Source organism: Arthrobacter sp. 9E16 (assembly GCF_002929435.1).
In the GTDB taxonomy this organism is placed as follows: domain Bacteria; phylum Actinomycetota; class Actinomycetes; order Actinomycetales; family Micrococcaceae; genus Arthrobacter_B; species Arthrobacter_B sunyaminii.
The window spans coordinates 687478-710429 of record NZ_PJIU01000003.1; the positions used below are offsets into that span (position 1 = coordinate 687478).

Annotated in this window: 24 protein-coding genes; 20 read left to right on the plus strand and 4 right to left on the minus strand. The window is 65.8% G+C overall.

Annotation, left to right across the window (positions count from 1 at the left end):
• Positions 1–44: 44 nt before the first annotated feature.
• Both CXR00_RS15390 and moaA read right to left on the minus strand, forming a co-directional pair.
• A complete protein-coding gene (locus CXR00_RS15390; protein ID WP_104055390.1) occupies positions 45–332 on the minus strand; it encodes a MoaD/ThiS family protein in 288 nt (95 codons plus the stop codon).
• Positions 333–1505, minus strand: a complete 1173-nt coding sequence (gene moaA, locus CXR00_RS15395) for a GTP 3',8-cyclase MoaA (protein WP_258060521.1) — start codon at positions 1503–1505, stop codon at positions 333–335.
• Between the two features lie 38 nt (positions 1506–1543).
• Between moaA and modA the strand changes: the two genes are divergently transcribed.
• The 9 genes from modA to CXR00_RS15440 all read left to right on the plus strand — a co-directional run bounded on the left by modA (position 1544) and on the right by CXR00_RS15440 (position 9105).
• The gene (gene modA / locus CXR00_RS15400) at positions 1544–2314 is read left to right on the plus strand and encodes a molybdate ABC transporter substrate-binding protein (RefSeq protein WP_104055391.1); all 771 of its coding nucleotides are present in this window, start codon (positions 1544–1546) and stop codon (positions 2312–2314) included.
• A 49-nt stretch (positions 2315–2363) separates the two neighbouring features.
• Positions 2364–3164 (plus strand): molybdenum ABC transporter permease, encoded by an 801-nt coding sequence (locus CXR00_RS15405; protein WP_104055392.1) that lies wholly within the window; start codon positions 2364–2366, stop codon positions 3162–3164.
• 132 nt (positions 3165–3296) lie between these two features.
• The gene (locus CXR00_RS15410; RefSeq protein ID WP_104055393.1) at positions 3297–4835 is read left to right on the plus strand and encodes a molybdopterin-dependent oxidoreductase; all 1539 of its coding nucleotides are present in this window, start codon (positions 3297–3299) and stop codon (positions 4833–4835) included.
• A gap of 47 nt (positions 4836–4882) precedes the next feature.
• Complete coding sequence (gene glp / locus CXR00_RS15415; RefSeq protein WP_104055394.1) at positions 4883–6229, plus strand: gephyrin-like molybdotransferase Glp; 1347 nt, start codon at positions 4883–4885, stop codon at positions 6227–6229.
• 110 nt (positions 6230–6339) lie between these two features.
• Positions 6340–6828, plus strand: coding sequence for a cyclic pyranopterin monophosphate synthase MoaC (moaC, locus tag CXR00_RS15420; RefSeq protein WP_104055395.1), 489 nt, complete (start codon positions 6340–6342; stop codon positions 6826–6828).
• Positions 6825–7343: a molybdenum cofactor biosynthesis protein B gene (locus tag CXR00_RS15425; protein ID WP_104055396.1), complete on the plus strand. Its 519-nt coding sequence runs from the start codon at positions 6825–6827 to the stop codon at positions 7341–7343. The genes moaC and CXR00_RS15425 overlap by 4 nt, the downstream gene beginning before the upstream one ends.
• Complete coding sequence (locus CXR00_RS15430) at positions 7333–7797, plus strand: molybdenum cofactor biosynthesis protein MoaE (protein WP_104055397.1); 465 nt, start codon at positions 7333–7335, stop codon at positions 7795–7797. The genes CXR00_RS15425 and CXR00_RS15430 overlap by 11 nt, the downstream gene beginning before the upstream one ends.
• Positions 7798–7844: 47 nt before the next feature.
• Entirely contained in the window at positions 7845–8612 is a 768-nt protein-coding gene (dapB, locus tag CXR00_RS15435) for a 4-hydroxy-tetrahydrodipicolinate reductase (protein WP_104055398.1), read from the plus strand.
• 31 nt (positions 8613–8643) lie between these two features.
• Positions 8644–9105, plus strand: a complete 462-nt coding sequence (locus tag CXR00_RS15440; RefSeq protein WP_104055399.1) for a hypothetical protein — start codon at positions 8644–8646, stop codon at positions 9103–9105.
• Positions 9106–9140: 35 nt separating this feature from the next.
• Here CXR00_RS15440 and CXR00_RS15445 read toward each other — a convergent pair whose 3' ends face one another.
• Positions 9141–10307 carry a heparan-alpha-glucosaminide N-acetyltransferase domain-containing protein gene (locus CXR00_RS15445; protein WP_104055400.1) on the minus strand — a complete coding sequence of 389 codons (1167 nt, stop codon included), beginning with the start codon at positions 10305–10307 and terminating at the stop codon, positions 9141–9143.
• A gap of 118 nt (positions 10308–10425) precedes the next feature.
• On the opposite strand from CXR00_RS15445, the gene dapA reads away from it, so the two are divergent.
• The 6 genes from dapA to CXR00_RS15475 all read left to right on the plus strand — a co-directional run bounded on the left by dapA (position 10426) and on the right by CXR00_RS15475 (position 17775).
• Positions 10426–11358, plus strand: a complete 933-nt coding sequence (gene dapA / locus CXR00_RS15450; protein ID WP_104055401.1) for a 4-hydroxy-tetrahydrodipicolinate synthase — start codon at positions 10426–10428, stop codon at positions 11356–11358.
• 6 nt (positions 11359–11364) lie between these two features.
• Positions 11365–13056, plus strand: coding sequence for a ribonuclease J (locus CXR00_RS15455; RefSeq protein WP_104055402.1), 1692 nt, complete (start codon positions 11365–11367; stop codon positions 13054–13056).
• A 101-nt stretch (positions 13057–13157) separates the two neighbouring features.
• Positions 13158–16076, plus strand: a complete 2919-nt coding sequence (locus CXR00_RS15460) for a DNA translocase FtsK (protein WP_104055403.1) — start codon at positions 13158–13160, stop codon at positions 16074–16076.
• Between the two features lie 20 nt (positions 16077–16096).
• Positions 16097–16699 carry a CDP-diacylglycerol--glycerol-3-phosphate 3-phosphatidyltransferase gene (gene pgsA, locus CXR00_RS15465; RefSeq protein ID WP_258060524.1) on the plus strand — a complete coding sequence of 201 codons (603 nt, stop codon included), beginning with the start codon at positions 16097–16099 and terminating at the stop codon, positions 16697–16699.
• A 41-nt stretch (positions 16700–16740) separates the two neighbouring features.
• Positions 16741–17196, plus strand: coding sequence for a CinA family protein (locus tag CXR00_RS15470; RefSeq protein WP_104055593.1), 456 nt, complete (start codon positions 16741–16743; stop codon positions 17194–17196).
• Positions 17197–17349: 153 nt separating this feature from the next.
• Positions 17350–17775, plus strand: coding sequence for a helix-turn-helix domain-containing protein (locus tag CXR00_RS15475; protein WP_104055404.1), 426 nt, complete (start codon positions 17350–17352; stop codon positions 17773–17775).
• Positions 17776–17909: 134 nt separating this feature from the next.
• Here the strand turns inward: CXR00_RS15475 and CXR00_RS15480 are convergent, their stop codons facing one another.
• Complete coding sequence (locus CXR00_RS15480) at positions 17910–18383, minus strand: MarR family winged helix-turn-helix transcriptional regulator (RefSeq protein WP_104055405.1); 474 nt, start codon at positions 18381–18383, stop codon at positions 17910–17912.
• Between the two features lie 42 nt (positions 18384–18425).
• Between CXR00_RS15480 and CXR00_RS15485 the strand changes: the two genes are divergently transcribed.
• From CXR00_RS15485 to CXR00_RS18125, 5 genes are all read left to right on the plus strand, one after another.
• Positions 18426–18647 carry a DUF3046 domain-containing protein gene (locus CXR00_RS15485; protein WP_104055406.1) on the plus strand — a complete coding sequence of 74 codons (222 nt, stop codon included), beginning with the start codon at positions 18426–18428 and terminating at the stop codon, positions 18645–18647.
• Between the two features lie 219 nt (positions 18648–18866).
• A complete protein-coding gene (gene recA / locus CXR00_RS15490; RefSeq protein ID WP_104055407.1) occupies positions 18867–19925 on the plus strand; it encodes a recombinase RecA in 1059 nt (352 codons plus the stop codon).
• A gap of 111 nt (positions 19926–20036) precedes the next feature.
• The gene (locus CXR00_RS15495; protein ID WP_237688712.1) at positions 20037–20513 is read left to right on the plus strand and encodes a regulatory protein RecX; all 477 of its coding nucleotides are present in this window, start codon (positions 20037–20039) and stop codon (positions 20511–20513) included.
• A gap of 44 nt (positions 20514–20557) precedes the next feature.
• Positions 20558–21895: a transglycosylase gene (locus CXR00_RS15500; protein ID WP_104055409.1), complete on the plus strand. Its 1338-nt coding sequence runs from the start codon at positions 20558–20560 to the stop codon at positions 21893–21895.
• 82 nt (positions 21896–21977) lie between these two features.
• Positions 21978–22913 (plus strand): transglycosylase SLT domain-containing protein, encoded by a 936-nt coding sequence (locus tag CXR00_RS18125; RefSeq protein ID WP_146068526.1) that lies wholly within the window; start codon positions 21978–21980, stop codon positions 22911–22913.
• The last annotated feature ends 39 nt before the right edge of the window (positions 22914–22952 follow it).

Below are 22952 nucleotides of genomic sequence, written 5' to 3' on the forward strand. Positions count from 1 at the left end.
GTGCTCCTGTTGTGCTGCCGCGTGGTGTTGTGGCAGGTGCAGGCTCAGCCGCCGGCGAAGGGCGGCAGAATGTCCACAGTGTCTGACGCAGCCAGCGGCAGGGACCGGTCCCGGGAAGCAAACCCGTTGACCAGGAACGTGCTGCGCGAAATCACACTCTTCAGCGGGGGAGTGCCCCCGGGGGCCGAATCATGCCGGGTGGCCAGAAAGTCCAGCAGGTCACTCAGCGGGGCACCCTCGGCAACGCCGTCCACGCCGGGCTCCAAACCGGCCAGGATTTCTTCTTCCACGCCGGCCGCCGCCTTCGCGGCTCCAAAATATCGAATCTGCACTTAGCCGCCTATCGCGCTCATGGTCCGGTCCGGCTGCACGTAGTCAGCGTCTCCCAGACCGGCATGGTCCATTCCGTGGGCTTTGGGCTTGCCCCACATGGCGTCCTGCCAGCGGGCCGCCACCTCGTCATCGCCGGTTCCGGTCCGGAGAAGTTCCATCAGATCGGTTTCCTCGTGCGAAAACAGGCAACTGCGCACCTTGCCCTCGGCCGTGATCCGCGTTCGCCGACAGTCCGCACAGAACGGTTCGGTGACCGAGGCAATGATGCCCACGATGCCGGCAACAACATCGGGAGCGCTGCGTCGCCGGACTTCCCAGCGTTCGGCGGGCGCGCCGTCGCGCTGCCGCGGATCAGGAGTGAGGATGAAGTCCCGTTCCAGCCAGCCGCGGATCTCCGCCGCGGAAATCATTCCCTCCCGGGTCCAGCCGTGGTCTGCGTCCAGGGGCATCTGCTCAATAAACCGCAGCTCAAAGCCGTGGCTGACGGCCCATTCGAGCAGGTCCGGTGATTCGACGTCGTTGATGCCGCGCATCAGGACCGCATTGATCTTGATCAGTCCCAGCCCCACGCGCGCCGCTTCCTCCACTCCGGCCAGCACCCGGGGCAGGAACGGCCGGCGGGTCAGCTGGGCGAAGGTATCCGGATGCAGCGAATCCAGCGACACATTGATACGGGTCAGACCGGCGTCCTTGAGCGCCTGCGCTTTTTTGTCCAGGCCCAGGCCGTTGGTGGTCAGCGAGATGGGAAGGTCCGGATGGTTACTGCGGATTCCCGCGACAATGTCCACCAGATCGGCGCGCACGAGGGGTTCGCCACCGGTCAGGCGCAGTTCCCGGACTCCGAGCACGTCGACGCCGATCCGCACCAGCCGGATAATCTCCCCGGCGCTGAGGACCCTGTCCTTGGCCAGCCAGTCCAAACCCTCGGCGGGCATGCAGTAGGTGCAGCGCAGATTGCACTTGTCTGTTAGGGAAAGCCGCATATCGGTGGCCCGGCGTCCGTACCGGTCCAGGAGCCCGTCGGCGCTGCGGATGCCGGCTGCCGCCGCCGAGCCGTAGGCAACGGGTCCGCCGTCAGGAACGACGGAGTCACTCGAAACGGGGGCGCACCCGGCGGAGCCGGCCGCGCTTGGAGGCGAGCCGATGGACGGCATTCCCAGCTGGATACCCATGGGTCGAGGTTACGCCCTTTCACGGTTAGGCTCTATCAATGCGTTTTATCCGTCATAACCGGCCGCTTCTGGCTGCCTCCGCTGCCCTGCTGGCTGTTGCGGCCGGCTGTTCCGCGCCCGCGGACAGCGGCGCGGGGACGCAGGCACCCGACATCACGGTATTCGCCGCTGCTTCCCTCACCGACGTGATCGAAGCCATGGATGAAGCCTACGACGGCGGTGGCCGGCTGCGCATCAACCTCGGCTCAAGCGCCCAGCTCAGTGGACAGCTTTTGTCCGGTGCTAAGGCCGACATCGTCATCACTGCGGATCTGGAGGCCATGGACGCGGTCCGGGAGGAGGGGCTGACTGCGTCCGGCCGGGTAGTCGCCGGAAATGCCACTGTCCTGGCGCTGGCCCCGGGGAATCCAGGGAAGGTGAGGTCCCTTGCCGATTTGTCTTCGGAAGAAGTGCAGACGGCCGTCTGCGCAGCCTCAGTGCCGTGCGGCCGGGCTGCGGCGCGCGTGCTGGAAAGTGCCGGCGTGGCGCTGGACGGGGAAAGCCGGGAGGACAGCGCCCGGGCGGTCCTGACCAAGGTGACAACGGGACAGGCGGATGCCGGGCTGGTGTACCAAACCGACGCGCTCTCGGCTGCGAGCCAAGGGGTGACGTATGTTGAACTGAATGATCCCGAACCGAACCAGTACCCCGCGGCGCTGACTGCGGAGGGAGCGAAGCATGAGGCAGCTGTCCGATTCTATGAGTGGCTTACAGGTGAGGACGCCGCCCGGATCTTCCGCGAGGCAGGCTTCCTTCCTCCGGGGCAGTGACCGGGGCAGTGGGAGAGGCAATGACCGTGAGCCGGAACGGGGCAGCGCAATGAACCGTGAAGCACGAGCCACCACGCCGGCATGGCTATGGGTTCCTGCATCGCTGGCGCTGCTGTTCTGCGCCGGCCCGGTGGCGGCGCTCCTGCTCAACGTCCCCTGGACGTCGCTGGGCTCACTGCTGACCGCCTCCGAAGCCCGCACCGCGCTGGGACTGTCCCTGGCCACGTCTGTGGGCTCCACACTGATCTGCGTAGCGCTGGGCCTGCCGCTCGCGGTGCTCTTCAGCAAGCTGTCCGGGCCGTGGATGCAGTTGCTGCGCGGCATCCTGCTCATTCCGCTGGTGCTGTCCCCGGTGGTGTCCGGTATTGCCCTGCTGTACTTCTGGGGACGGCAGGGAATCGCCGGCCGGTTGCTGGAATCCGCAGGCCTGGGCGTGGGTTACTCGCCGGCCGCGGTCCTGATTGTGCAGGTGTTTGTCTCGCTTCCGTTCTTTGTGGTGGCATCGCTGAGCAGCCTGCGGGCCGTTGACCATGACCTGGAAATGGCCGCCGCCACCTCCGGAGCCGGGCCCACCGCAATCCTGCGCTACATCACCGTGCCGCTGGCACTGCCCGGCATCATTGTCGGAGCGCTGCTCGCTTTCGCCCGTTCCCTGGGCGAGTACGGCGCCACCATCACCTTCGCCGGCAGCATCGAGGGCCGCACCCGGACCCTGCCGCTGCAGATCGAGCTCAGCCTCAACTCCAACCAGCCGGAAATCGCGCTGGGGATCTGCCTGATCCTGATCTCGCTCTACCTGGTGCTGCTGGCGCTGGCACGCTTCGGGGTGGCACTGCTGCTGCCGCGCTGACCGGCCGCACCGGGCTTCTCAGCATCCGCCCAGCCGGTACCGATAGAACAGACCAGCAGGAGACCAGCGGAAAAAAATCAAAACCGCGATGGACAACCCGTCGGCGGCGGAACATCAACAGAAGCGAGCGGCATGATACGCACGGCCTCGAAACTCTCCCTGTGGGCCGCCGCTGGGGGCATCGTGGCGGCGGGCCTCGGCGTGGTTGCCGGGGAGCTTTCGGCAGCGCTGATGAGCCCGTCGCTTTCGCCGGTGAGCGCGGTGGGTTCCGTGGTCATCGACGGGATGCCCGGGCCGGTTAAGGACTGGGCCATCGGCCTGTTCGGAACGGCGGACAAGGCGGCGTTCCTGGTGGCCATGTCTGCGGTCATCGCGCTGTGCGGTGCGGCTGCCGGTGTCCTGCAGCTGCGCCGCCCCCCGGCGGGCGCCGTCGTGATCGGTCTTTTGGGTGCGGCCGGCCTGGCCGCCGTACTGACCCGGGCACAGATGAGCGTGCTGTCCCTGCTGCCCCCGCTCCTGGCCGCCGCGGTGGGAATCCTGGTGCTGCGGGCGCTGACCACCCGACTCGGGCGGTGGCGCGATTCGCTCCCCGAAGAAGCCGGTGCCAGGCGGCGCGATGTTCTAATGACCATCGGCGGAGGGGCAGCGGTGGGCGTGGTGGCGGGCGCACTGGCCGGCGGTTCACGCGCGGGACAGGTGAACGCGGTGGCTCTGCGCGACGGTGTGGTCCTGCCCGCTGCGGTGACCCCGGCAGCGCCGGTCCCCGCCGGAGCGGATCTCGGGATCACCGGGCTGGACCCCGTGATTACACCGGCCGCAGATTTTTACCGCATCGACACCGCGCTGAGCGTTCCGCTGGTCGATGCCGGCGAATGGACCCTCAAGGTCACGGGCCTGGTGGACCGGGAGGTGGAGATCAGCTTTGCCGAGTTGCTCGCCAAGCCGCTGCAGGAAAGCTATGTCACGCTCGCGTGCGTTTCCAACGAAGTGGGCGGAAGCCTGGTCGGCAACGCCAAGTGGCTGGGCTGGCCGGTCCGGAACCTGCTTGCCGAAGCCGGTGTTCAGAACGGCGCCGACATGGTGCTGTCCACCAGCCGGGACGGGTGGACAGCTTCCACCCCGCTCGAAGCCCTGACGGACAACCGTGACGCTCTGTTGGCTGTCGGCATGAACGGTGAACCGCTGCCGCTGGAACACGGCTTTCCGGTGCGCCTGGTGGTGCCGGGACTGTACGGGTACGTGTCGGCGACCAAGTGGGTCACGGAACTGAAGGTCACCCGGTTCAGCGACGAAGTGGCCTACTGGACCCAGCGCGGCTGGACCGAACGCGGGCCGGTCAAGCTGTCCTCCCGCATCGACACACCCTCCCGGGGTGCTTCTCCGGACGCCGGAAAAACCACTGTGGCCGGCATGGCCTGGGCTCAGCACACCGGCATCCGCGGGGTGCAGGTAAGGGTCGACGACGGCGGCTGGCAGGACGCTGACCTGGCTCCCGCGATCTCGGCCGACACCTGGGTGCAGTGGTCCGCCGGCGTTGATCTGAGCCCGGGCGAACACACAGTCACCGTCCGGGCCATCGACTCCAACGGCACCGAACAGGATGAAACACAGCGGCCGGTTGTACCCGACGGTGCCACCGGCCTGCATACAATTCGAGTGAATGCCAAGTAACACCCGCTGTCCCCGTCTCGTTAAATCCGCCCGCCCCTAGGAGTCCGGTGTCCACACCCACCACCACGCCAGCCGATGAGCCGGGGGCTCGTCCAGCCGGTCCGGGCGCGCCGCGCAGCGTGGCCGGGCACCAGGAGGCCGTGCTTGATCTGCTCGCGGCCGGATTCCGCGAGCGCCCGCCGGGCCAGGAAGACACTGACCTGATCAGCGCCCGGGGACGGATCCTGGCAGCTGACGTCGCTGCCCCCGGAAACCTGCCGCCCTTCGCGAACTCGCAGATGGACGGCTACGCCGTTTCCTCCGCGGATCTGGCCGGGCCGGGGAAGCGCGTTGAACTGGCGGTGGCGGCAGCCATTCCTGCCGGCTCCGAGCCGGCTGCCCTGGCACCGGGCACAGCCGCACCCATCATGACCGGGGCCATGCTCCCGTCCGGGGCGGACGCCGTCGTGCCCATTGAGCAGGCGGTGCCGGACTCGTTTCCGCCCGCTGCAGTAAGCCCTGCAGCCGGCACCACGGCCGAAGCGGAGGCCCGGCCCACCGTTGCGCTCCCGGCCGAAGTTCCCGCCGGACAGTATGTGCGCGGCGCCGGCAGCGACATCCGCGCCGGAGCTGCGGCCCTGCCGGCCGGGACAGTCCTGGGGCCCGGGCAGCTGGGCCTGCTGGCAGCGCTGGGTCTGGCGCGGGTGGCGGTGCGGACCCGGCCCCGGATCCTCCTGCTGACCACAGGTGACGAGGTGGTGGAACCGGGCCGGCCGCTGCAGCCGGGACAGATCCACGATGCCAACACCACCCTGCTGCGGGCACTGCTGGAGGAAGCCGGAACCACAGTGCTGCTCACCCGGGTACTGGCCGACTCGCCGGAGGAGTTCCGGACCCGGCTGCAGGAGGACCTCACCTCCATGCAGCCTGATCTCGTCATCACCTCCGGCGGCATCAGCAAGGGTGCCTACGAAGTGGTCAAGCAGGGGCTGGCCGACCAGGATGTGCGGTTCCTGTCGGTGGCGATGCAGCCCGGCGGCCCGCAGGGGATCGGCAGGGTTGCGGGCATTCCGTTTCTGGCGTTTCCCGGCAACCCGGTCAGCTGTGTGGTGTCCTTTGAAATGTTCCTGCGCCCGGCGCTGGGCTCGGTGACCGGCCTGCCCCGTCCGCGCCCGGAACTGTCCGCGCTGCTGACCGGCGACGTTCACAGCCCCGCAGGCAAGCACCAAGTCCGGCGCGGCCGGTACCGGCCGCCCGCCGAACCCGGCGGCACCGGGCAGGTGGAACTGCTGGGCGGAGCCAGCTCTCATCTCGTCCACGCCCTGGCCTCATCCAATGCCCTGGTTCATCTGCCGGCGGGGCGGGATTCCTTCCCCGCCGGCACCGAAGTGACAGTATGGCTGTTGGACCGCTAGCCCAAACCCGGATTCCGACCAACACCAAGACTCCAAGACCAACCAAGACTGTATATACCAGCACCAAAACCAGGCGTGGAGCCCAGCTCCACACACGAAGGGAAATACTCATGGCCGGCAGCGACGAGCAGCAGCTCGGGCTCACCCATGTCCGCGAAGACGGCTCCGCCCACATGGTGGATGTCTCCGCCAAGTCCGAAACCACGCGCGAGGCCACGGCGCAGGCCCGGCTGCGCACCACCGCCGAGGTGGTGCAGCTGGTGTCCGAGGGCGGACTGCCCAAGGGGGACGCCCTGGCCGTGTCCCGCATCGCCGGAATCATGGGCGCCAAACAGACCTCCACCCTGATCCCGCTGTGCCATCCGCTGCCCCTGACGAAGGTGACCGTGGACTTCGAAGCCGGGGAAGCCGACGTCGTCATCCGTGCCACAGCGAAGACCAAGGCCCTCACCGGCGTAGAAATGGAAGCGCTGACCGCGGCGACGGTGGCGGCCCTGACCCTTTACGACATGATCAAAGCGGTGGACAAGCACGCCTCCATCAGCGACATCCGGGTGCTCGCCAAATCCGGCGGCAAGAGCGGAGACTGGAGCCTGTGAGCACCCTGCCCAACGTCCCGCAGCACCCGCATCAGCAGCCGCGCCGCACCGCGGCCGTTCTCATTGCTTCCACCCGCGCCGCCCGCGGCATCTATGAGGATGAATGCGGTCCCCTGGCTGCGGACTGGCTCTATGCCCTCGGGTTCGATGTTGTGCTCGCCGAGGTGGTGCCCGACGGCGACGCGGTGGGGGAGGCGCTGCAGCGGATGCTCGCGCTGGAGCCGGCAGTGATCCTCACCAGCGGCGGGACCGGGCTCAGCCCCGACGACCGCACCCCTGAACAGACGCTCCCGCTGCTGGACCGGGAAGTACCCGGGATCATGGAAGCGTTGCGTGCGGACGGCCGCACCAAAACCCCTATGGCCGCCATCAGCCGCGGCCACGCCGGAACCGCCGGACGGACGTTCATCGTGAACCTGCCCGGCTCGCCCGGGGCCGTGGCGGACGGCCTGGCCGTGCTGGAACCGGTCATCGGCCATATCTGCGGACAGCTGGAAGGACACAATGAGCACTGACAGCACAGGCGGCAACGGGACGGAAAGTGCCTCCGAGGTCATCAACGCCACGGTCTCGGACCTGCCCCTGGACGCCGAGCATGCAAACGGCGCAGCCTGGTCGCCGGCCTGTGGCGCCGTGGTGGGGTTCAGCGGAATCGTCCGCAACCACGACGGCGGCCGAGGCGTCGCCAGCCTGTCCTACAGTGCGCATCCCAGCGCCGAAGAGGTCATTGCCGCGGTGGCAGCCGACATTGCGGCGAAATATGACGGCGTCCGGATTTGGGTGGGGCACCGGACCGGTCCGCTGCAGATCGGTGACGCCGCCCTGGTGGCCGCCGTCGCCTCCGCGCACCGGGGCGTGGCGTTCGCCGCCTGCTCCGAACTGGTGGACACCGTCAAGGAACGGGTGCCTATCTGGAAGGAGCAGGGATTCCAGGACGGAACAACCGAGTGGGTGGGCGTCAGCGGCTGACCCGGCCGGTGTCACGGGGGCTTCGCTGTGACCGGTAATCTGGAGGCATGACTGAGCAACTAGCCGTAGCCGTCCTCGGGGCCGCCGGCCGCATGGGATCCGAAGCCGTGAAAGCCGTTGAAGCTGCACCGGACCTCAAGCTGGTGGCGGCACTGGGCCGCGGGGATTCGCTGGACACCCTCGTCTCCTCCGGTGCGCAGTACGTCATTGACCTCACTGTTCCGGACAGCACCGAAGCCAACGTACGCTTCGCCGTCGAGCACGGCATGCATACCGTGGTCGGCACCACCGGCTGGGACGCGGACCGGCTGGAACGCCTCTCCGCTCTCTTGGAGGAGCATCCCGGCACTGCCGTCCTGATTGCTCCGAACTTTGCCCTTGGCTCAGTCCTGGCCACGGCGTTTGCGGCCCAGGCTGCCCGGTACTTCGAGTCGGTGGAAGTCATTGAGCTGCATCACCCGGACAAGATCGACGCGCCGTCCGGAACAGCGGTGCGCACCGCAGCGCTGATTGCGCAGGCGCGTGCCGACGCGGGAGTGGAACCGTCACCGGATGCCACCACCAAGGAGGTTCCCGGCGCGCGCGGCGCGGATATTGACGGCGTCCGTGTGCACTCCGTCCGGCTGCGCGGACTGGTGGCACACCAGGAAGTGCTGTTTGGAGGCGCAGGGGAGCAGCTCACCATCCGCCACGATTCCTTCGACCGGGCATCCTTCATGCCCGGAGTCCTGCTGGGCGTTCGCGAAGCCGCAGCCCACCCGGGACTGACCGTCGGCCTTGACGGCTATCTCAATCTCAGCGCGTCCAACTCCTGAACGCCGCACCCCTGATCGCTTAAGGAACACGTTGTCTTTCTTCTCCGGGCTTTTCACGAACAAAGCCAAGATCGGCGTTTTGCTGGTCACCCTCCTGCTGGTGTTTTACATGGTGGTCGCGTTCCAGCGCGGCTGGACGCTGCTTACCGCTGACGAACTCAGTGCCAAGGCACTTGGTGCAGCCTATTTGGTGCTCCCCATCGTGGGAGCCTGGGCACTGATCCGCGAACTCCAGTTCGGTGCCAAGACCGAAAAAATGGCGCACGTTCTCGCTGACGAGGGCGGGTTGCCGGTGGACAATCTTCCGCGCACGCCCGGCGGCCGGATCATCCGGGAGGCTGCCGACGCCGAATTCCCGAAATACCAGGCCGAGGTCGAGGCTCAGCCCGCCTCCTGGCGCGCGTGGTTCCGGCTGTCCTGCGCGTACGACGCCGCCGGGGACCGTAAACGCGCCCGCAGTGCCATGCGCCGCGCCGGAAGCCTTTATAAATAGCGGTTCCGGAACGCTTCCTCCGGCGCGGGATACGGCTATGTGCCGGTCCGGGAGCCCTGCCGGACCAGCTGTGAGGCACCGTGGGTCACCAATTCCAGGGGTCCGCGGGAACCGAGTTTGAGAAAACCAATACCGATGCCGGCAGCCGCGACGGCTGAAAGCCAGAACAGCAGCACCGGATCCGGCGGCGTTGGAGAGGCATCGGTGACGGACATGACCCACACATGCAGGCTGTACAGGGTCAGTGTCATGGCCCCGGCGGCGGACAGCGGCAGCAGCAGGTTGGGCCGGGCCCGGGTCAGCAGCAGGCAGACACCGACGACGGCGGCCGAGGTCCCGGCTGTGTGAAGCAGGTCCAGCGGTGTTCCCGAGTGGGGGCCGCTGACCGCGAGCCACCACCAGGATCCGGTCTGTTCCACACCCGCCAGGTTGACTTCCATCATCCGCGCCAGGGGCCAGATGCGTCCGGAATTGGTGTCCAGGATGGCGTCCAGCCCGCCCTGCTCCAGCAGCAGGTAATAGCTGAGGAACTTCGCTCCGGCGGCGGCAACAATCCCGGCCGCAACCAGACCCGCCTGAACTGTCAGTTCCGCCAGCTTCAACCGGCCGATGAGCAGTCCGATCAATAGGTAGCTCAACCACTGGAACACCGGATAAAAACCGGTGAAGAAGACATCCGCGGCCAGCGTTCCCGGCTCCAGGAACGCCTCCCAGCCGATATTGCTGCCCAGCGTGGCGGGAGAAACATGGGTGTAGATCCAGGGCCGGACCAGATAGGCGACGGCGGGGGAGAGCAGCAGCCAGCCGCCGGCCCACAGCGCCAGCTTCGGGGCGCGCATGCCTACAAAGGGCAGGGCCAGCAGGAACAGGACGCCGTAATGGAACAGGATGACGGCGATGGAGGTGTCCAGCCCGCCGAGCGTCAATCCGACCAGGGCGATGATCAGGGCACGCATGGCGATGCCGCGGCGGTCCGCTGACAATGCCCGGCCGGAGCGCGGCTGGCTGCCCCCGGTGAGCAGCGCCAGGCCAATCCCGGCCACTACCGCAAACAGGGCCGAGGAACGGCCGGAAAACACCAGTCCCGTCCAGCTCGGCTCACCGGTCTGCTCGTTGTACAGGGAAAAGATGTGGGTCGCCATCATGCCCAGAAGCGCAACGCCCCGGGCCGCGTCGATGCCCGTAAGGCGCCGTCCGATCATGATCCGATCGTCTCACAACGGCCCTCAACTTCCGCAGCGCCGCCGGGATGGCTTCACGGGCGCCGCGAACAGGGTGCGCATTGTCCCAAGGATGCGTGCACCGGGTAACGTTTTACCCATGGCTGACTCTGATATTCGTGCACTTCCGTTTGGAACCCTCGTCACCGCAATGGTGACACCGTTCACCGAGGACGGAGCCGTGGACTTCGACGCCACGGCCCAACTTGCCAACAAGCTGGTGGAAGACGGCTGTGACGGCCTGGTGGTTTCCGGAACCACGGGTGAAACCTCCACCCTGGAGGACAGCGAAAAGGAAGACCTGTTCCGGGTCGTCGCCGAAACCGTGGGCGGCCGCGCGAAGGTTATTGCCGGAACCGGAACCAACCACACATCCCACTCCGTGGAAATGGCCCGGCGGGCGCTCCGGGCAGGGGCCGACGGCCAGCTTGTCGTGACGCCGTATTACAACAAGCCCACCCAGGCCGGCGTCGTCGCGCATTTCGAAGCGGTTGCCGCCGCCACCGACCTGCCGATCATGATCTACGACATTCCCGGCCGTGCCGGCATCGCGCTTTCCACGGACACACTGGTCCGGCTCGCCAACATCCCCTCGGTCCTGGCACTGAAGGACGCAAAGGCGGACTTCGCCGCCGTCACCCGCGTCCTGGCCAACACCACCCTCGATGTCTACGCCGGCGACGACGGCCTGACCCTGCCGTGGATGGCCGCCGGAGCCGTGGGCGTGGTCAGCGTGAGCGCCCACGTGGCTACCGCCCAGTTCCGCGCACTCGTGGATGCCGCCGCCGCGGGGGATTTCGCCACCGCCCGGCGGATCCATTTCGAACTGGATCCCGTGATCCGCGCTGTCATGACCCACATTCCCGGCGCCGTGTCCGCCAAGCAGATCCTGAAAATGCAGGGAGTCATTCCCAATGCAACCGTCCGGCTGCCGCTCGTGGGCCCGGACGCCGTCGAAATGGAGACGATCCTGACAGACCTGGCCGAAGCCGGCTGGGACTTCTCCCGTGCCCGCTCCGAGAGCAAGGCATAGGGCACCATGATCGAAACAGCGGATTCCGTCCTGAGAACCCCGCCGGCCCTGGCAGAGGACACCCTGCGGATCGTTCCGCTGGGCGGCCTTGGCGAGATCGGCCGCAACATGGCCGTCTTTGAGATCAACGGCAAGCTGCTGATCGTGGACTGCGGCGTCCTCTTTCCGGAAGAGAACCAGCCGGGCGTGGACCTGATCCTGCCGGACTTCTCCTACATAGAAGACCGGCTGGACGACGTCGTGGGCGTGGTTCTTACCCACGGCCACGAGGACCACATCGGTGCGGTTCCGTACCTGCTGCGGCTGAAGCAGGACATTCCGCTCATTGGTTCCCAGCTGACCCTGGCCCTGGTGGAGGCAAAGCTGCAGGAACACCGCATCAAGCCGTTCAGCTTCACGGTTACCGAGGGGCAGGTGGAACAGTTCGGGCCGTTCGAGTGCGAATTCGTGGCCGTGAACCACTCCATTCCGGATGCCCTGGCCGTGTTCATCCGCACCGCCGGCGGAACGGTCCTGCACACCGGCGACTTCAAGATGGACCAGCTGCCGCTGGACGGCCGCATCACTGACCTGCGGGCCTTTGCCCGGCTGGGACAGGAGGGCGTGGACCTTTACATGGCGGACTCCACCAACGCCGATGTTCCGGGGTTCACCACGGCTGAGCGGGAAATCGGCCCGGTGCTGGAGGCCCTGTTCGGCAAGGTGAAGAAACGCATCATTGTTGCGTCCTTCTCTTCGCATATCCACCGGGTCCAGCAGGTCCTGGACGCGGCAGCCGTGCATAACCGCAAAGTCTGCTTCGTGGGGCGGTCCATGGTGCGCAACATGGCCATCGCCGAGAAACTCGGGTACCTCAACGTCCCGGACGGCATCCTGGTGGATCTCAAGAATGTTGATGACTTGCCCGATGACCGGCTCGTGCTGATGTCCACCGGATCCCAGGGGGAGCCGATGGCTGCCCTGTCCCGCATGGCCAACGGCGATCACCGGATCCGGGTGGGAAGGGGAGACACCGTCATCCTGGCCTCGTCCCTGATTCCCGGCAACGAGAATGCCGTCTTCCGGGTCATCAACGGCCTGATGAAGCTCGGCGCCGACGTGGTGCACAAGGGCAACGCCAAGATCCACGTTTCAGGACACGCCTCGGCCGGCGAACTGCTGTACACCTACAACATTCTCAAGCCGAAAAACGCCATGCCCGTCCACGGGGAGACCCGGCACCTGATCGCCAACGGCAAGCTCGCCGAAGCAACGGGCGTGCCGGCGGAGAACGTGATCCTGGCCGATGACGGAACAGTGGTGGACCTGCGCGACGGGAAAGCCAGCGTGGTGGGCGCCGTGGAGTGCGGCTTCGTCTATGTGGACGGCTCCAGCGTCGGCGAGATCACCGACACCGACATCAAGGACCGTGTCATCCTCGGCGAGGAAGGCTTCATCTCCGTTATCACCGTGGTCAACCGCAGCACCGGCACCATTGTCTCCGGTCCGGAGATCCACGCCCGGGGCTTCGCGGAAGGCGACGCGGTGTTCGACGAAATCAAGCCCAAGATCAGCCAGGCGCTGGAAGAAGCGGTGACCTCCAACAAGGACCACACCACGTACCAGCTGCAGCAGGTGGTCCGCCGCGTGGTGGGCACCTGGGTCAACCGGCGCCTGCGCCGGCGCCCGATGATCGTTCCGGTGGTCCTGGAAGCCTAAGCTCCGAATCGTCCCGGAATGCAGCCGGGATCAACTTCGACGGGGTCGGGCAGACGCGCAAATCCGCGGATTGCCCGGCCCCATCGGGTACGGTGGAGCGTATGGCCACTCGTACTTCCCCTGCCGCGCGCGGCGGTGCTTCCGGCCGGACCACCAGCCGGAACACCGGGGGCACCTCAGGAAAAAGCTCCGGCAAAACCCAGCCCCGGGGCAAGGCGACCGGCCGCTCCGGAACCGCCGGCAAAGCGCAGGCCGACGCCGAACAGGTGCCGCTTCCGCTGCGCGCCGTTCAGGGCGCCTGGATGGCAGTGGCCAGGCTCGCCGGTGCGGGCATCCGCAAACTCGGTGCCGACGTCAGTCCTGACCGCGACATCCGCCGCGACGGCACCGGATTCTTCCTGATCCTCACGGCGCTGGCCGTTGCCACGGTTGAGTGGTGGGCCCTGCGCGGTCCGGTGGCCGACATCATCCATGCCGGCGCGGCCGGCACCTTCGGCTGGATGGCCGTCGTCGTGCCCTTCCTGCTCCTTACCGGTGCCGTCAGGCTCTTCCGCTACCCGGAACGCCACCGCGCCAACAGCCGGATCAGCATCGGTTTGACCCTTATTCTTTTCGCCGGCTCCGGCATCACTCACATTGTGGGCGGTTCTCCCGCGCTTTCGGACGGATTTGACCGGCTGTGGGCTTCGGGCGGCATTGTCGGCTTCCTGGTGGCCGGACCGCTCTCTGCAGCGCTGACTGCCTGGCCGGTGGCGATCCTGCTCGGCTTCCTGGTGTTCGTGGGCCTGCTCATCATCACAGCCACGCCCTTCCGGCATATTCCGCTGCGCCTGCGGGGCCTGTATGAGCACCTCATGGGTCAGGACCTCGCCCCGGATGATCCCGAGGCACACGACCAGAGCTACCTCTACGAACGGGACCGCCGCCCGGCGAAGGCACCGAAAAAGAAGTCACGGATGTTCGGCCGCAATGCCGAAGCCGGTGAAGAGATCCCCGTGGAAGGCTTTGCCGGGGACGAGGCATTCGAACGTGCCGTCCTGGCCGACGAAGACGAGGAAGCGGCAGCAGCGGCCAAAGCCGAGCCTGCCGTCCCGCCGGGAGTCCGCCGCCCCACCCGGTCCGAACTGGCCACGCAGAAGATCCGCCGCGAGCAGGGACTCCCCGTGGACAACGTGTTCGACGGCGCCGAGCCGCCCACCGAAGCCATTGCCATGGTCCCCGAAGCTGCCGAGACCCTTGCCGCCCCCGTACTGTCCGCGGTGCCGCCGGTTCCGGCACGCACGGTCCGGAACCTCACCCCGGCCACGCCCATTCCGCAGCGCACTGAACAGCTGCAGCTCTCGGGTGACGTGACCTACACGCTTCCGCCGTCCGAGTTCCTGCCCGCCGGTCCGCCGGCGAAGGAGCGCTCCGAAGCCAATGACGCCGTCGTCGACGCCCTGACCAACACGCTGGACCAGTTCAAGGTCGAAGCGCACGTTACCGGTTTCAGCCGCGGACCCACGGTCACCCGCTACGAAATCGAGCTGTCCCCGGGCACCAAGGTGGAGCGGGTCACCGCCCTGTCCAAGAATATTTCCTACGCCGTGGCGTCCTCCGACGTGCGCATCCTGTCTCCGATTCCCGGCAAGTCCGCCATCGGCATCGAAATCCCGAACGCGGACAAGGAAGTGGTGGCCCTGGGCGACGTGCTGCGCTCCAATGCCGCCCGCAAGACCGAACACCCGATGGTCATGGGTGTGGGCAAGGACGTGGAGGGCGGCTTCGTGGTTGCCAACCTCGCGAAGATGCCGCACCTGCTGGTGGCCGGTGCCACCGGTGCCGGTAAGTCCTCCTTCGTGAACTCCATGATCACCTCCATTCTCATGCGCTCCACCCCGGACGAAGTGCGAATGGTTATGGTGGACCCCAAGCGCGTGGAACTGACCGCCTACGAGGGCGTGCCGCACCTGATCACTCCGATCATCACCAATCCCAAGAAGGCCGCCGAGGCACTGCAGTGGGTGGTCCGGGAAATGGACACCCGTTATGACGACCTTGCCAACTTCGGCTTCAAGCACATTGATGACTTCAACAAGGCCGTCAAGCTCGGGAAGGTCATTCCGCCGGCCGGGTCCAAGCGTGTGGTCAAGGCTTACCCGTACCTGCTGGTGATCGTGGACGAGCTCGCAGACCTGATGATGGTTGCCCCGCGCGACGTTGAAGATTCCATTGTGCGCATCACCCAGCTTGCCCGTGCAGCCGGCATCCACCTGGTGCTCGCAACGCAGCGCCCGTCCGTGGACGTGGTCACCGGACTGATCAAGGCGAACGTACCTTCGCGCATGGCCTTTGCCACGTCGTCGGTTACCGACTCCCGGGTGGTCCTGGACCAGCCCGGCGCCGAAAAGCTGCTGGGGCAGGGTGACGCCCTGTTCCTTCCGATGGGCGCCAACAAGCCCATCCGTGTCCAGGGCGCCTGGGTCACCGAATCGGAAATCCACCGCGTCGTGGAGCACGTCAAGGGCCAGCTCGGTGCCGTCTACCGCGAAGACGTCACCGTCAGCGCGCCCAAGAAGCAGATCGAAGACGACATTGGCGACGACATGGATGTGCTGCTCCAGGCCACGGAACTGGTGGTCACCACGCAGTTCGGTTCAACCTCCATGCTTCAGCGCAAGCTGCGTGTCGGTTTCGCCAAGGCCGGGCGCCTGATGGACCTGCTGGAGTCGCGCGGCGTCGTCGGGCCCTCCGAGGGCTCCAAGGCCCGCGACGTGCTGGTCAAGCCCGATGATCTGGCCGCCACGCTGGCAGCCATCAGCGGGGGAGAGGCCGCCGGCGGCCCCGGGGCCGCTGAAACCGCAGCGCTGGCGGAAAACGCCAACGTCAACCACGGCTTCGAACCAGGCTCTGCGGACGGCCCGGTTGACCTGGTGGCCCAGGATCTGGAGGGCCGGCAGCAGGCCACCGAGTATTACGACGGGGAAGGCGGCGACGAAGACGGCGGATCCGAGGACGCGTGGAGTCTGACCGGGCGCTGAATCCCCGCTAGGCTGGAAGCGTGAGCAACTCTTCTACCGGGAACGCCCCCCTTCTGAACATCGCCAACGTACTGACGGTCGTGCGGATCCTGATGGTTCCGCTTTTCATCTGGCTGCTGCTGGCCGATGACGGCCGCCATGGTCTGTACCGCTGGCTGGCGGTGGCCACATTCGCCGTCGCCATCTATACCGACAAGCTGGACGGCGATCTCGCCCGCAGCCGGGGCCTGATCACCGACTTCGGCAAGATCGCAGACCCGATTGCGGACAAACTGCTGATCGGCTCGGCCCTGGTCATGTTGTCGGCGCTGGGTGAGCTCTGGTGGTGGGTCACCATTGTGATCCTGGTCCGCGAAATCGGCATCACGCTGATGCGGTTCGTGGTGATCCGTTACGGAGTTATGGCGGCGTCGCGCGGAGGCAAGCTGAAAACCGTGATCCAGACTCTCGCGATCTTCCTGTACCTGCTGCCGCTGACAACGTGGCTTGGCAGCTGGGCCTGGTGGATCAGCGCCGTGGTGATGGCCGCCGCTCTGGTGGTCACAGTGGTCACGGGCATCGATTACGTCATCAAGGCAGTCCAGCTGCGCCGGAGTGCGCTGCAGAACCCGGGCGGCCGGTGACGCTGCCCGGCGGCACGGCTGGAACCGCCGATGCTGCAGCGGTGGTGCGCGCCGCCTCGGCGGCAGACCTGACCCTGGCCACCGCCGAGTCACTGACTGCCGGCATGGTGGCCGCCGAACTCGGCACCGTCCCGGGGGTGTCCGCCGTTCTGGCCGGCGGAGTGGTGGCTTACTCGAACGCCGTGAAGCACAAAGCCCTGGGGGTCGACGCTGAGCTTTTGGCTGCCGCAGGTTCGGTCGACGCCGAGGTTGCCCGCCAAATGGCCGACGGCGTGCGACGCGCCCTGGAGGCGGACGTGGCAGTGTCCACCACTGGAGTTGCGGGGCCCGAACCGCACGACGGGAAGCCTGTGGGCTGTGTGTTCATCGCCGTCGTATCCGCTGAACGGACCCTGGTTGAAGAATATTTGTTTTTAGGCGACAGAGCAGCCATCCGACGGCAAACACGTGACGAAGCACTGTTACTGCTTGCCCGGGTTCTGTCGGACCGGCCATGATGGGGATCTGACACAGGGCAATCGGTGCCGGGAACAAAACCCGGGGGAGCTGAGTTGTTAGTATCAGGAACCACCAAGGTTTCCCGATTACGATCTTTAGATATCTGCGGTACACCCGCAGTCGGACCACACATAGGGAGCAGGACGATACAGATGGTTAAGCAACCCGTATCCGTGAACGGCGTTATTCGCTGGCGGGATGTAGGGTTGGCGGAAGATGCACACCGGGAACCAAAGGAGCGCAAAATGGTTGTTCTTCGTCATGAAATTGGCGACGTACTGCGCGATGTCCGCCAGCGTCAGGGCCGTACCCTGCGCGAGGTGTCACACAGCGCACGCGTTTCACTTGGTTACCTCAGCGAGGTGGAGCGGGGCCAAAAGGAAGCATCATCAGAGCTTCTGTCCTCTATTTGCACCGCGCTTGATGTGCCTTTGTCCCTGATGCTTCGTGAGGTCAGTGACCGGGTGGCGACTGCAGAAGGCGTCGCCATACCCGATACCGTGCCGTCGGAATTCTCGCGCGAGTTTGCCCGCGATTTCCCGGAGGACATGGCTCGGGACCTGGCCCGCACTCCGTAGACCTACATCCGCAGTGCTGCCGCTCCATCGGGCAGCCTGCCCAGTGCCAAGAAAAAGACCCCGCCGTTTTGGCGGGGTCTTTTTTGCCGTTCAGCGGCCGTTGAGCCAGCACTGGCTCGGTTTCCGGGCAGCCATTACCGTTCGCGGGCGTAGGAGTGGTTGAGCTTGGTCAGCAGTGACCCCAGCTGCTCCAGCTCCTCATCATCCCAATCCTCCAGCAGTGTCCGGAACAACTCTTTGCGGGCCGACTGTGTCTTGGCCAGCGCCTCTGAGCCTGCTGGGGTGAGGGAGATGGACTGGGCGCGGCCGTCCAGCGGGTCTGCGTGCTTCTGGACCAGGCCAAGCGATTCCAGCATGACAATCTGGCGGCTCACGGACGGCTTGCCGATGCCGATGCTGGCGGCAATGTCCGTTAGCCGCATGTCCTGCTGCTTCTGCAGCAGGACCAACAGCCCGTAGGCTGCCGGTTCCATATCCGGATGCACCTCGCGGGCCACCTTGTAGGAGTTGGACCGTGCCCGGCGCCACAGCACCGAGAGGGCCTGCTCCAAGGTGTCGATGGCCGCTTCATGGTGCCGTGCTTCTGGGGAAGATTCCTGCTCGGTCATGGTCTCCATTCTAGAGGGGCATGGACATGAGAAGATTAAGCGATGCGACTCAGTGATTTCTGGCGGCTCATGGATGATGAGTTTGGGCCGGCCTACTCCAGGGTGCTTGCCGCGGACCTCGTGCTCGGCTCCCTTGGCGGCAGGACGGCAACGGAAGCCCTCAGCGGGGGTATCGAACCGAAGGCTGTCTGGCTGGCGGTCTGTGATGTCCAGGATGTCCCGGCGGAACGACGTCTGGGGCGGGACATCCAGCCCAAAAAATGAGGCTGGCCGTGTTAAAGGCGGGACACGCCGAAGCGGATATTCGAATACCTGTTCGGATGAGGATAAGCTCCTACACAGGGGCGACACGACCGCAAAACTGCCCCTGATATCCCCACGGCAGTCCGCTCCGCTGTTTTGTCAGTGCCGCCGCTTATGGTCGTAGGTGAGCAGGACAACCGGCCTCCGGGCCACGTAAAACCACAACAACCGAGGTGAAGAATGGCAGCAGCAGTCGACCGCGCAAAGGCACTTGAAGCAGCGCTGGCCCAAATCGATAAGCAGTACGGCAAGGGCTCGATCATGCGGCTTGGAGACGAGGTCCGCGCTCCGGCAGAGACCATCTCCACCAGTTCGATCGCCTTGGACCTGGCACTTGGCATAGGCGGGCTTCCCCGCGGCCGCGTCGTGGAGATCTACGGCCCGGAATCCTCGGGTAAGACAACCCTGGCGCTGCACGTTGTTGCCAACGCACAGAAGAACGGCGGCATTGCCGCGTTCATCGATGCCGAGCATGCCTTGGATCCCATCTACGCTGCACGGCTCGGCGTGGATACGGACTCGCTGCTGGTGTCCCAGCCGGACACCGGTGAGCAGGCACTGGAAATCATGGACATGCTGATCGGTTCCGGTTCGGTTGACGTGGTGGTTATCGACTCCGTGGCCGCACTGGTTCCGCGTGCGGAAATTGAGGGCGACATGGGCGACAGCCACGTGGGCCTGCAGGCCCGGCTCATGAGCCAGGCACTGCGCAAGATCGCCGGCCGCCTGAGCCACACGAATACCACCGCCATCTTCATCAACCAGCTCCGCGAAAAAATCGGTGTCATGTTCGGAAGCCCGGAAACCACCACGGGTGGCAAGGCGCTGAAGTTCTATGCCTCCGTGCGCATCGATGTCCGGCGCATCGAGACGCTCAAGGAAGGTACGGTTCCGGTGGGTAACCGAACCCGCGCCAAGATCGTCAAGAACAAAATGGCCCCGCCGTTCAAACAGGCTGAGTTCGACATCATCTACGGCACGGGAATTTCCCGTGAGGGCGGACTGATCGACATGGGCGTGGAGCACGGCTTCGTGAAGAAGTCCGGTGCCTGGTTCACGTACGACGGTGATCAGCTGGGCCAGGGTAAGGAAAATGCCCGCAAGTTCCTGCGCGACAACCCGGAACTGACCGATGAGCTGGAACGCCGCCTGCGTGAAAAGCTGGGCATTGACGGACCGGCTACCGAGGAAGCTCCTGCGGCGGAAGCGAAGCTCAAGGCCGTTCCGAAGAACTCCTAGGCATTCGTGCAGCAGCAAACCAGTGGATTTCCCCCGGCAGGCGGTTCGCCGGGGGAGCCGGACGCGAAGCCGCGGGAGCAACCGCGTGACCCGTACGGTGCTGCCCGCACCATTGTCCTTCGGCAGCTGACCAGTGCCCCGAAGAGCCGGCACCAGCTTGCGGTGAAGCTGGCCGAAAAGGACATTCCCCAGGACGTTGCACAGGCGGTACTGGACCGTTTTGAGGAAGTTCGGCTCGTGGACGACGCTGAGTTTGCCCGCATGTGGGTGGACAGCCGGTCGCGTTCCAAGTCCCTCGCACGTGGTGCGCTGAAGCGTGAACTAGCCGAGAAGGGCATTTCGGGGGAGCTGGCAGCGGAAGCGCTGGAGCAGGTCAGCGATGAGGATGAGTTGGAAGCTGCCCGGACGCTGGCGCGCAGGAAGCTGCAGCCGTCAGTGGACCTGACGGATCGGGCAGCCCGGGACAAGCAGGCAAAGCGGCTGGTCTCCATGCTCGCCCGCAAGGGGTACTCGCCGTCGGTGGGATACCGCGTGGTCAACGAGATCATCGGTGACGTCCTTGAAGAGCGCCCCGAGGACGAGTGGTAGGAAACCTGCGGGAATCCTGAGGCGGTGCCGTATGCTGGGCCACGATGTTGACTCTGTTGCTGCCGGGCAAGAAGTTCACTCGTCTTTCCCTGGGTTCCGCCGTGCTGGTCGGGGTGCTTGCCGCCTCGGCCTTCAGTGCTGTGCCTGCCTCCGGTACAGAGTTTCCCTCGTGGGAGCAGGTGGAGCAGGCCAAGCGCAGCGTTGAATCCAAAGCAGCGCAGGCCGCTGAAATTGAAGCTCTCCTGGGCAAACTGTCGGCCGAGGCGGGAAGCCTGGGAACAAAAGCCGTACAGGCCTCGGCAAATCATCAGCGTGCCGTGGACGAGGCAGAGATCAACAGCCGGGCCGTCGAAGTATTTTCTGCCCAGCGGCTGGAAGCGTCCCGGACTGCTTCGGAGCTGACCGGACAGATGGGCGCACTGGCGGCGCAGACGTACAAGACGGGCGGAATGGATTCCAGCCTGCTCTTGCTGCTGGATGCCGATGCCGCGGTGGGGGCCATGGACCGGCTCACCACGCTGCAGAGCATTTCCGGCCGCACTGACAGCCTCCAGCTGCAGGCCGCCTCGGCTGCGCAGGTGCTGGGCAGCCTTGAAGAGCGTGAAGCTGCCGCCCTGGACAGTCGGGAAGAATCAGTTGCCGCGTCCCTGCAGCTGGCTGCTGAGGCGCAAACAGCTGCGGCTGCAGCTGACAAAGCAGTACAAGATGCCCAGGAGCGCAGCACCGTGCTGCTCGAGCAGCTCGCCGAGCTGCGGGACAGCAGTGTGCAGGCCGAAGCGCAGCGGCTAAGGGGGCTTCAGGCCGAAGAGACCTATCGAGCGCAACAGGAAGCGCGGGCCGCCGAAGAAGCCGCCAGGGAGGCTGAAGAAAACGACGCCGGAGGCAGCAGCGGCAGGAATCCGGCTCCGCCGCCCGGTAAAACTGAGCCCGATCCGGTGATTAATCCCACTCCGCTGCCCCAGGTCCCAGCACCCCAACCAGCACCGCTGCCACCTCCTGCACCATCTGCTCCTCCAGTCCCACAGCCTGCTCCCGCACCGGATCCGCTGCCCGTGCCCTCTCCCGGGCCGGTTGACGACCCGGTCGCCGCCCAGGCCTACGCCGCCGGACGGCTGCCTGGCTATGGCTGGGGACAGGATCAGTTTCGGTGTCTGGTGAACCTGTGGCAGCGGGAGTCCGGCTGGCGGACCAGCGCAAATAACCCCTACAGCGGGGCTTACGGGATTCCCCAGTCACTGCCCGGAGACAAGATGGCCAGCGTTGGTGCAGACTGGCGCACCAACTATCGGACCCAGATCGAGTGGGGTCTGGGGTACATCAGCTCCCGGTACGGCAGCCCCTGTGCCGCTTGGCAGCACTCCGAAGACAAAGGGTGGTATTGAACCCGTTAGCGACACGCATGTCAAGTGGATCGTTATGCAATTGAGATAGCTGCTCAGGGACGGTCGTTACCGTCTCGGTTCTATGACTTCCCTCCAAAAAGATGCCCTCGGCAACGAAGACACCCAGAGCGACAGCCACAAATCCAACGACGGTCCCGGCCGGCGCGGCCTTACCCAGGAACGCCGGCAGGCCAGCCGGACCCGCAAGCTCCGCATCGGGGCCGTGGCGGTTGCCGGCGGACTGGCCTTCTTCGGAATCGCCGGCGCCTCCGTACAAAATGACCAACTGCGGGCCAGCCTCGTCAGTCTGACTTCTCCCACCGCCGCCCCGGACACCGCTGAGACCGGTCCGGCTGATGAGGCCGGCGCCGCGGGAGATACCGACGGCGACGAGCAGCAGAAGGCAGCTGACACCGCTGCCGCCGATGATGCCAAGAAGGCGGCCGACGCCAAAGCAGAGGAGGCCAGGGCTGCTGAACAAAAGGCCGCTGAAGAAAAGGCTGCTGAACAAAAGGCCGCTGAAGAAAAGTCAGCGGAGGAAGCTCGAGCTGCCGAAGAGCTGAAAGCCGAAGAAGCAGCTCAGGCTGCCGCGGCCGAGCAGGCCAGGGTTGCAGCCGAGCAGGAAGCTGCAGCCAAGGCAGCAGCTGAAGCCCAGGCTGCCGCGGACCGCGCCGCGGAAGAGGCCGCCGCAGCAGCGTCTGTTCCCATGGATGATCCCGCCGGGGCGAAAGCGTACGCTGCCTCTGCCCTCGCCGGCCATGGATGGGCAGCCTCGGAAATGACCTGCCTGAACACCCTGTGGGAGAAGGAATCCAACTGGATGACCAGCGCCACCAACGCCAGCAGCGGTGCCTACGGCATTGTCCAGTCACTGCCCGCCGAAAAAATGGCATCATCGGGACCTGATTACCTCACCAATCCCAAGACCCAGATCAACTGGGGCCTGGGCTATATCGAATCCCGGTACGGCAGCCCCTGCTCGGCACTGAACTTCCACTACGCCAACAACTGGTACTAAACCCGGCTATCAGCCGGCGCCTCCTCCGGCGGTCCGCGG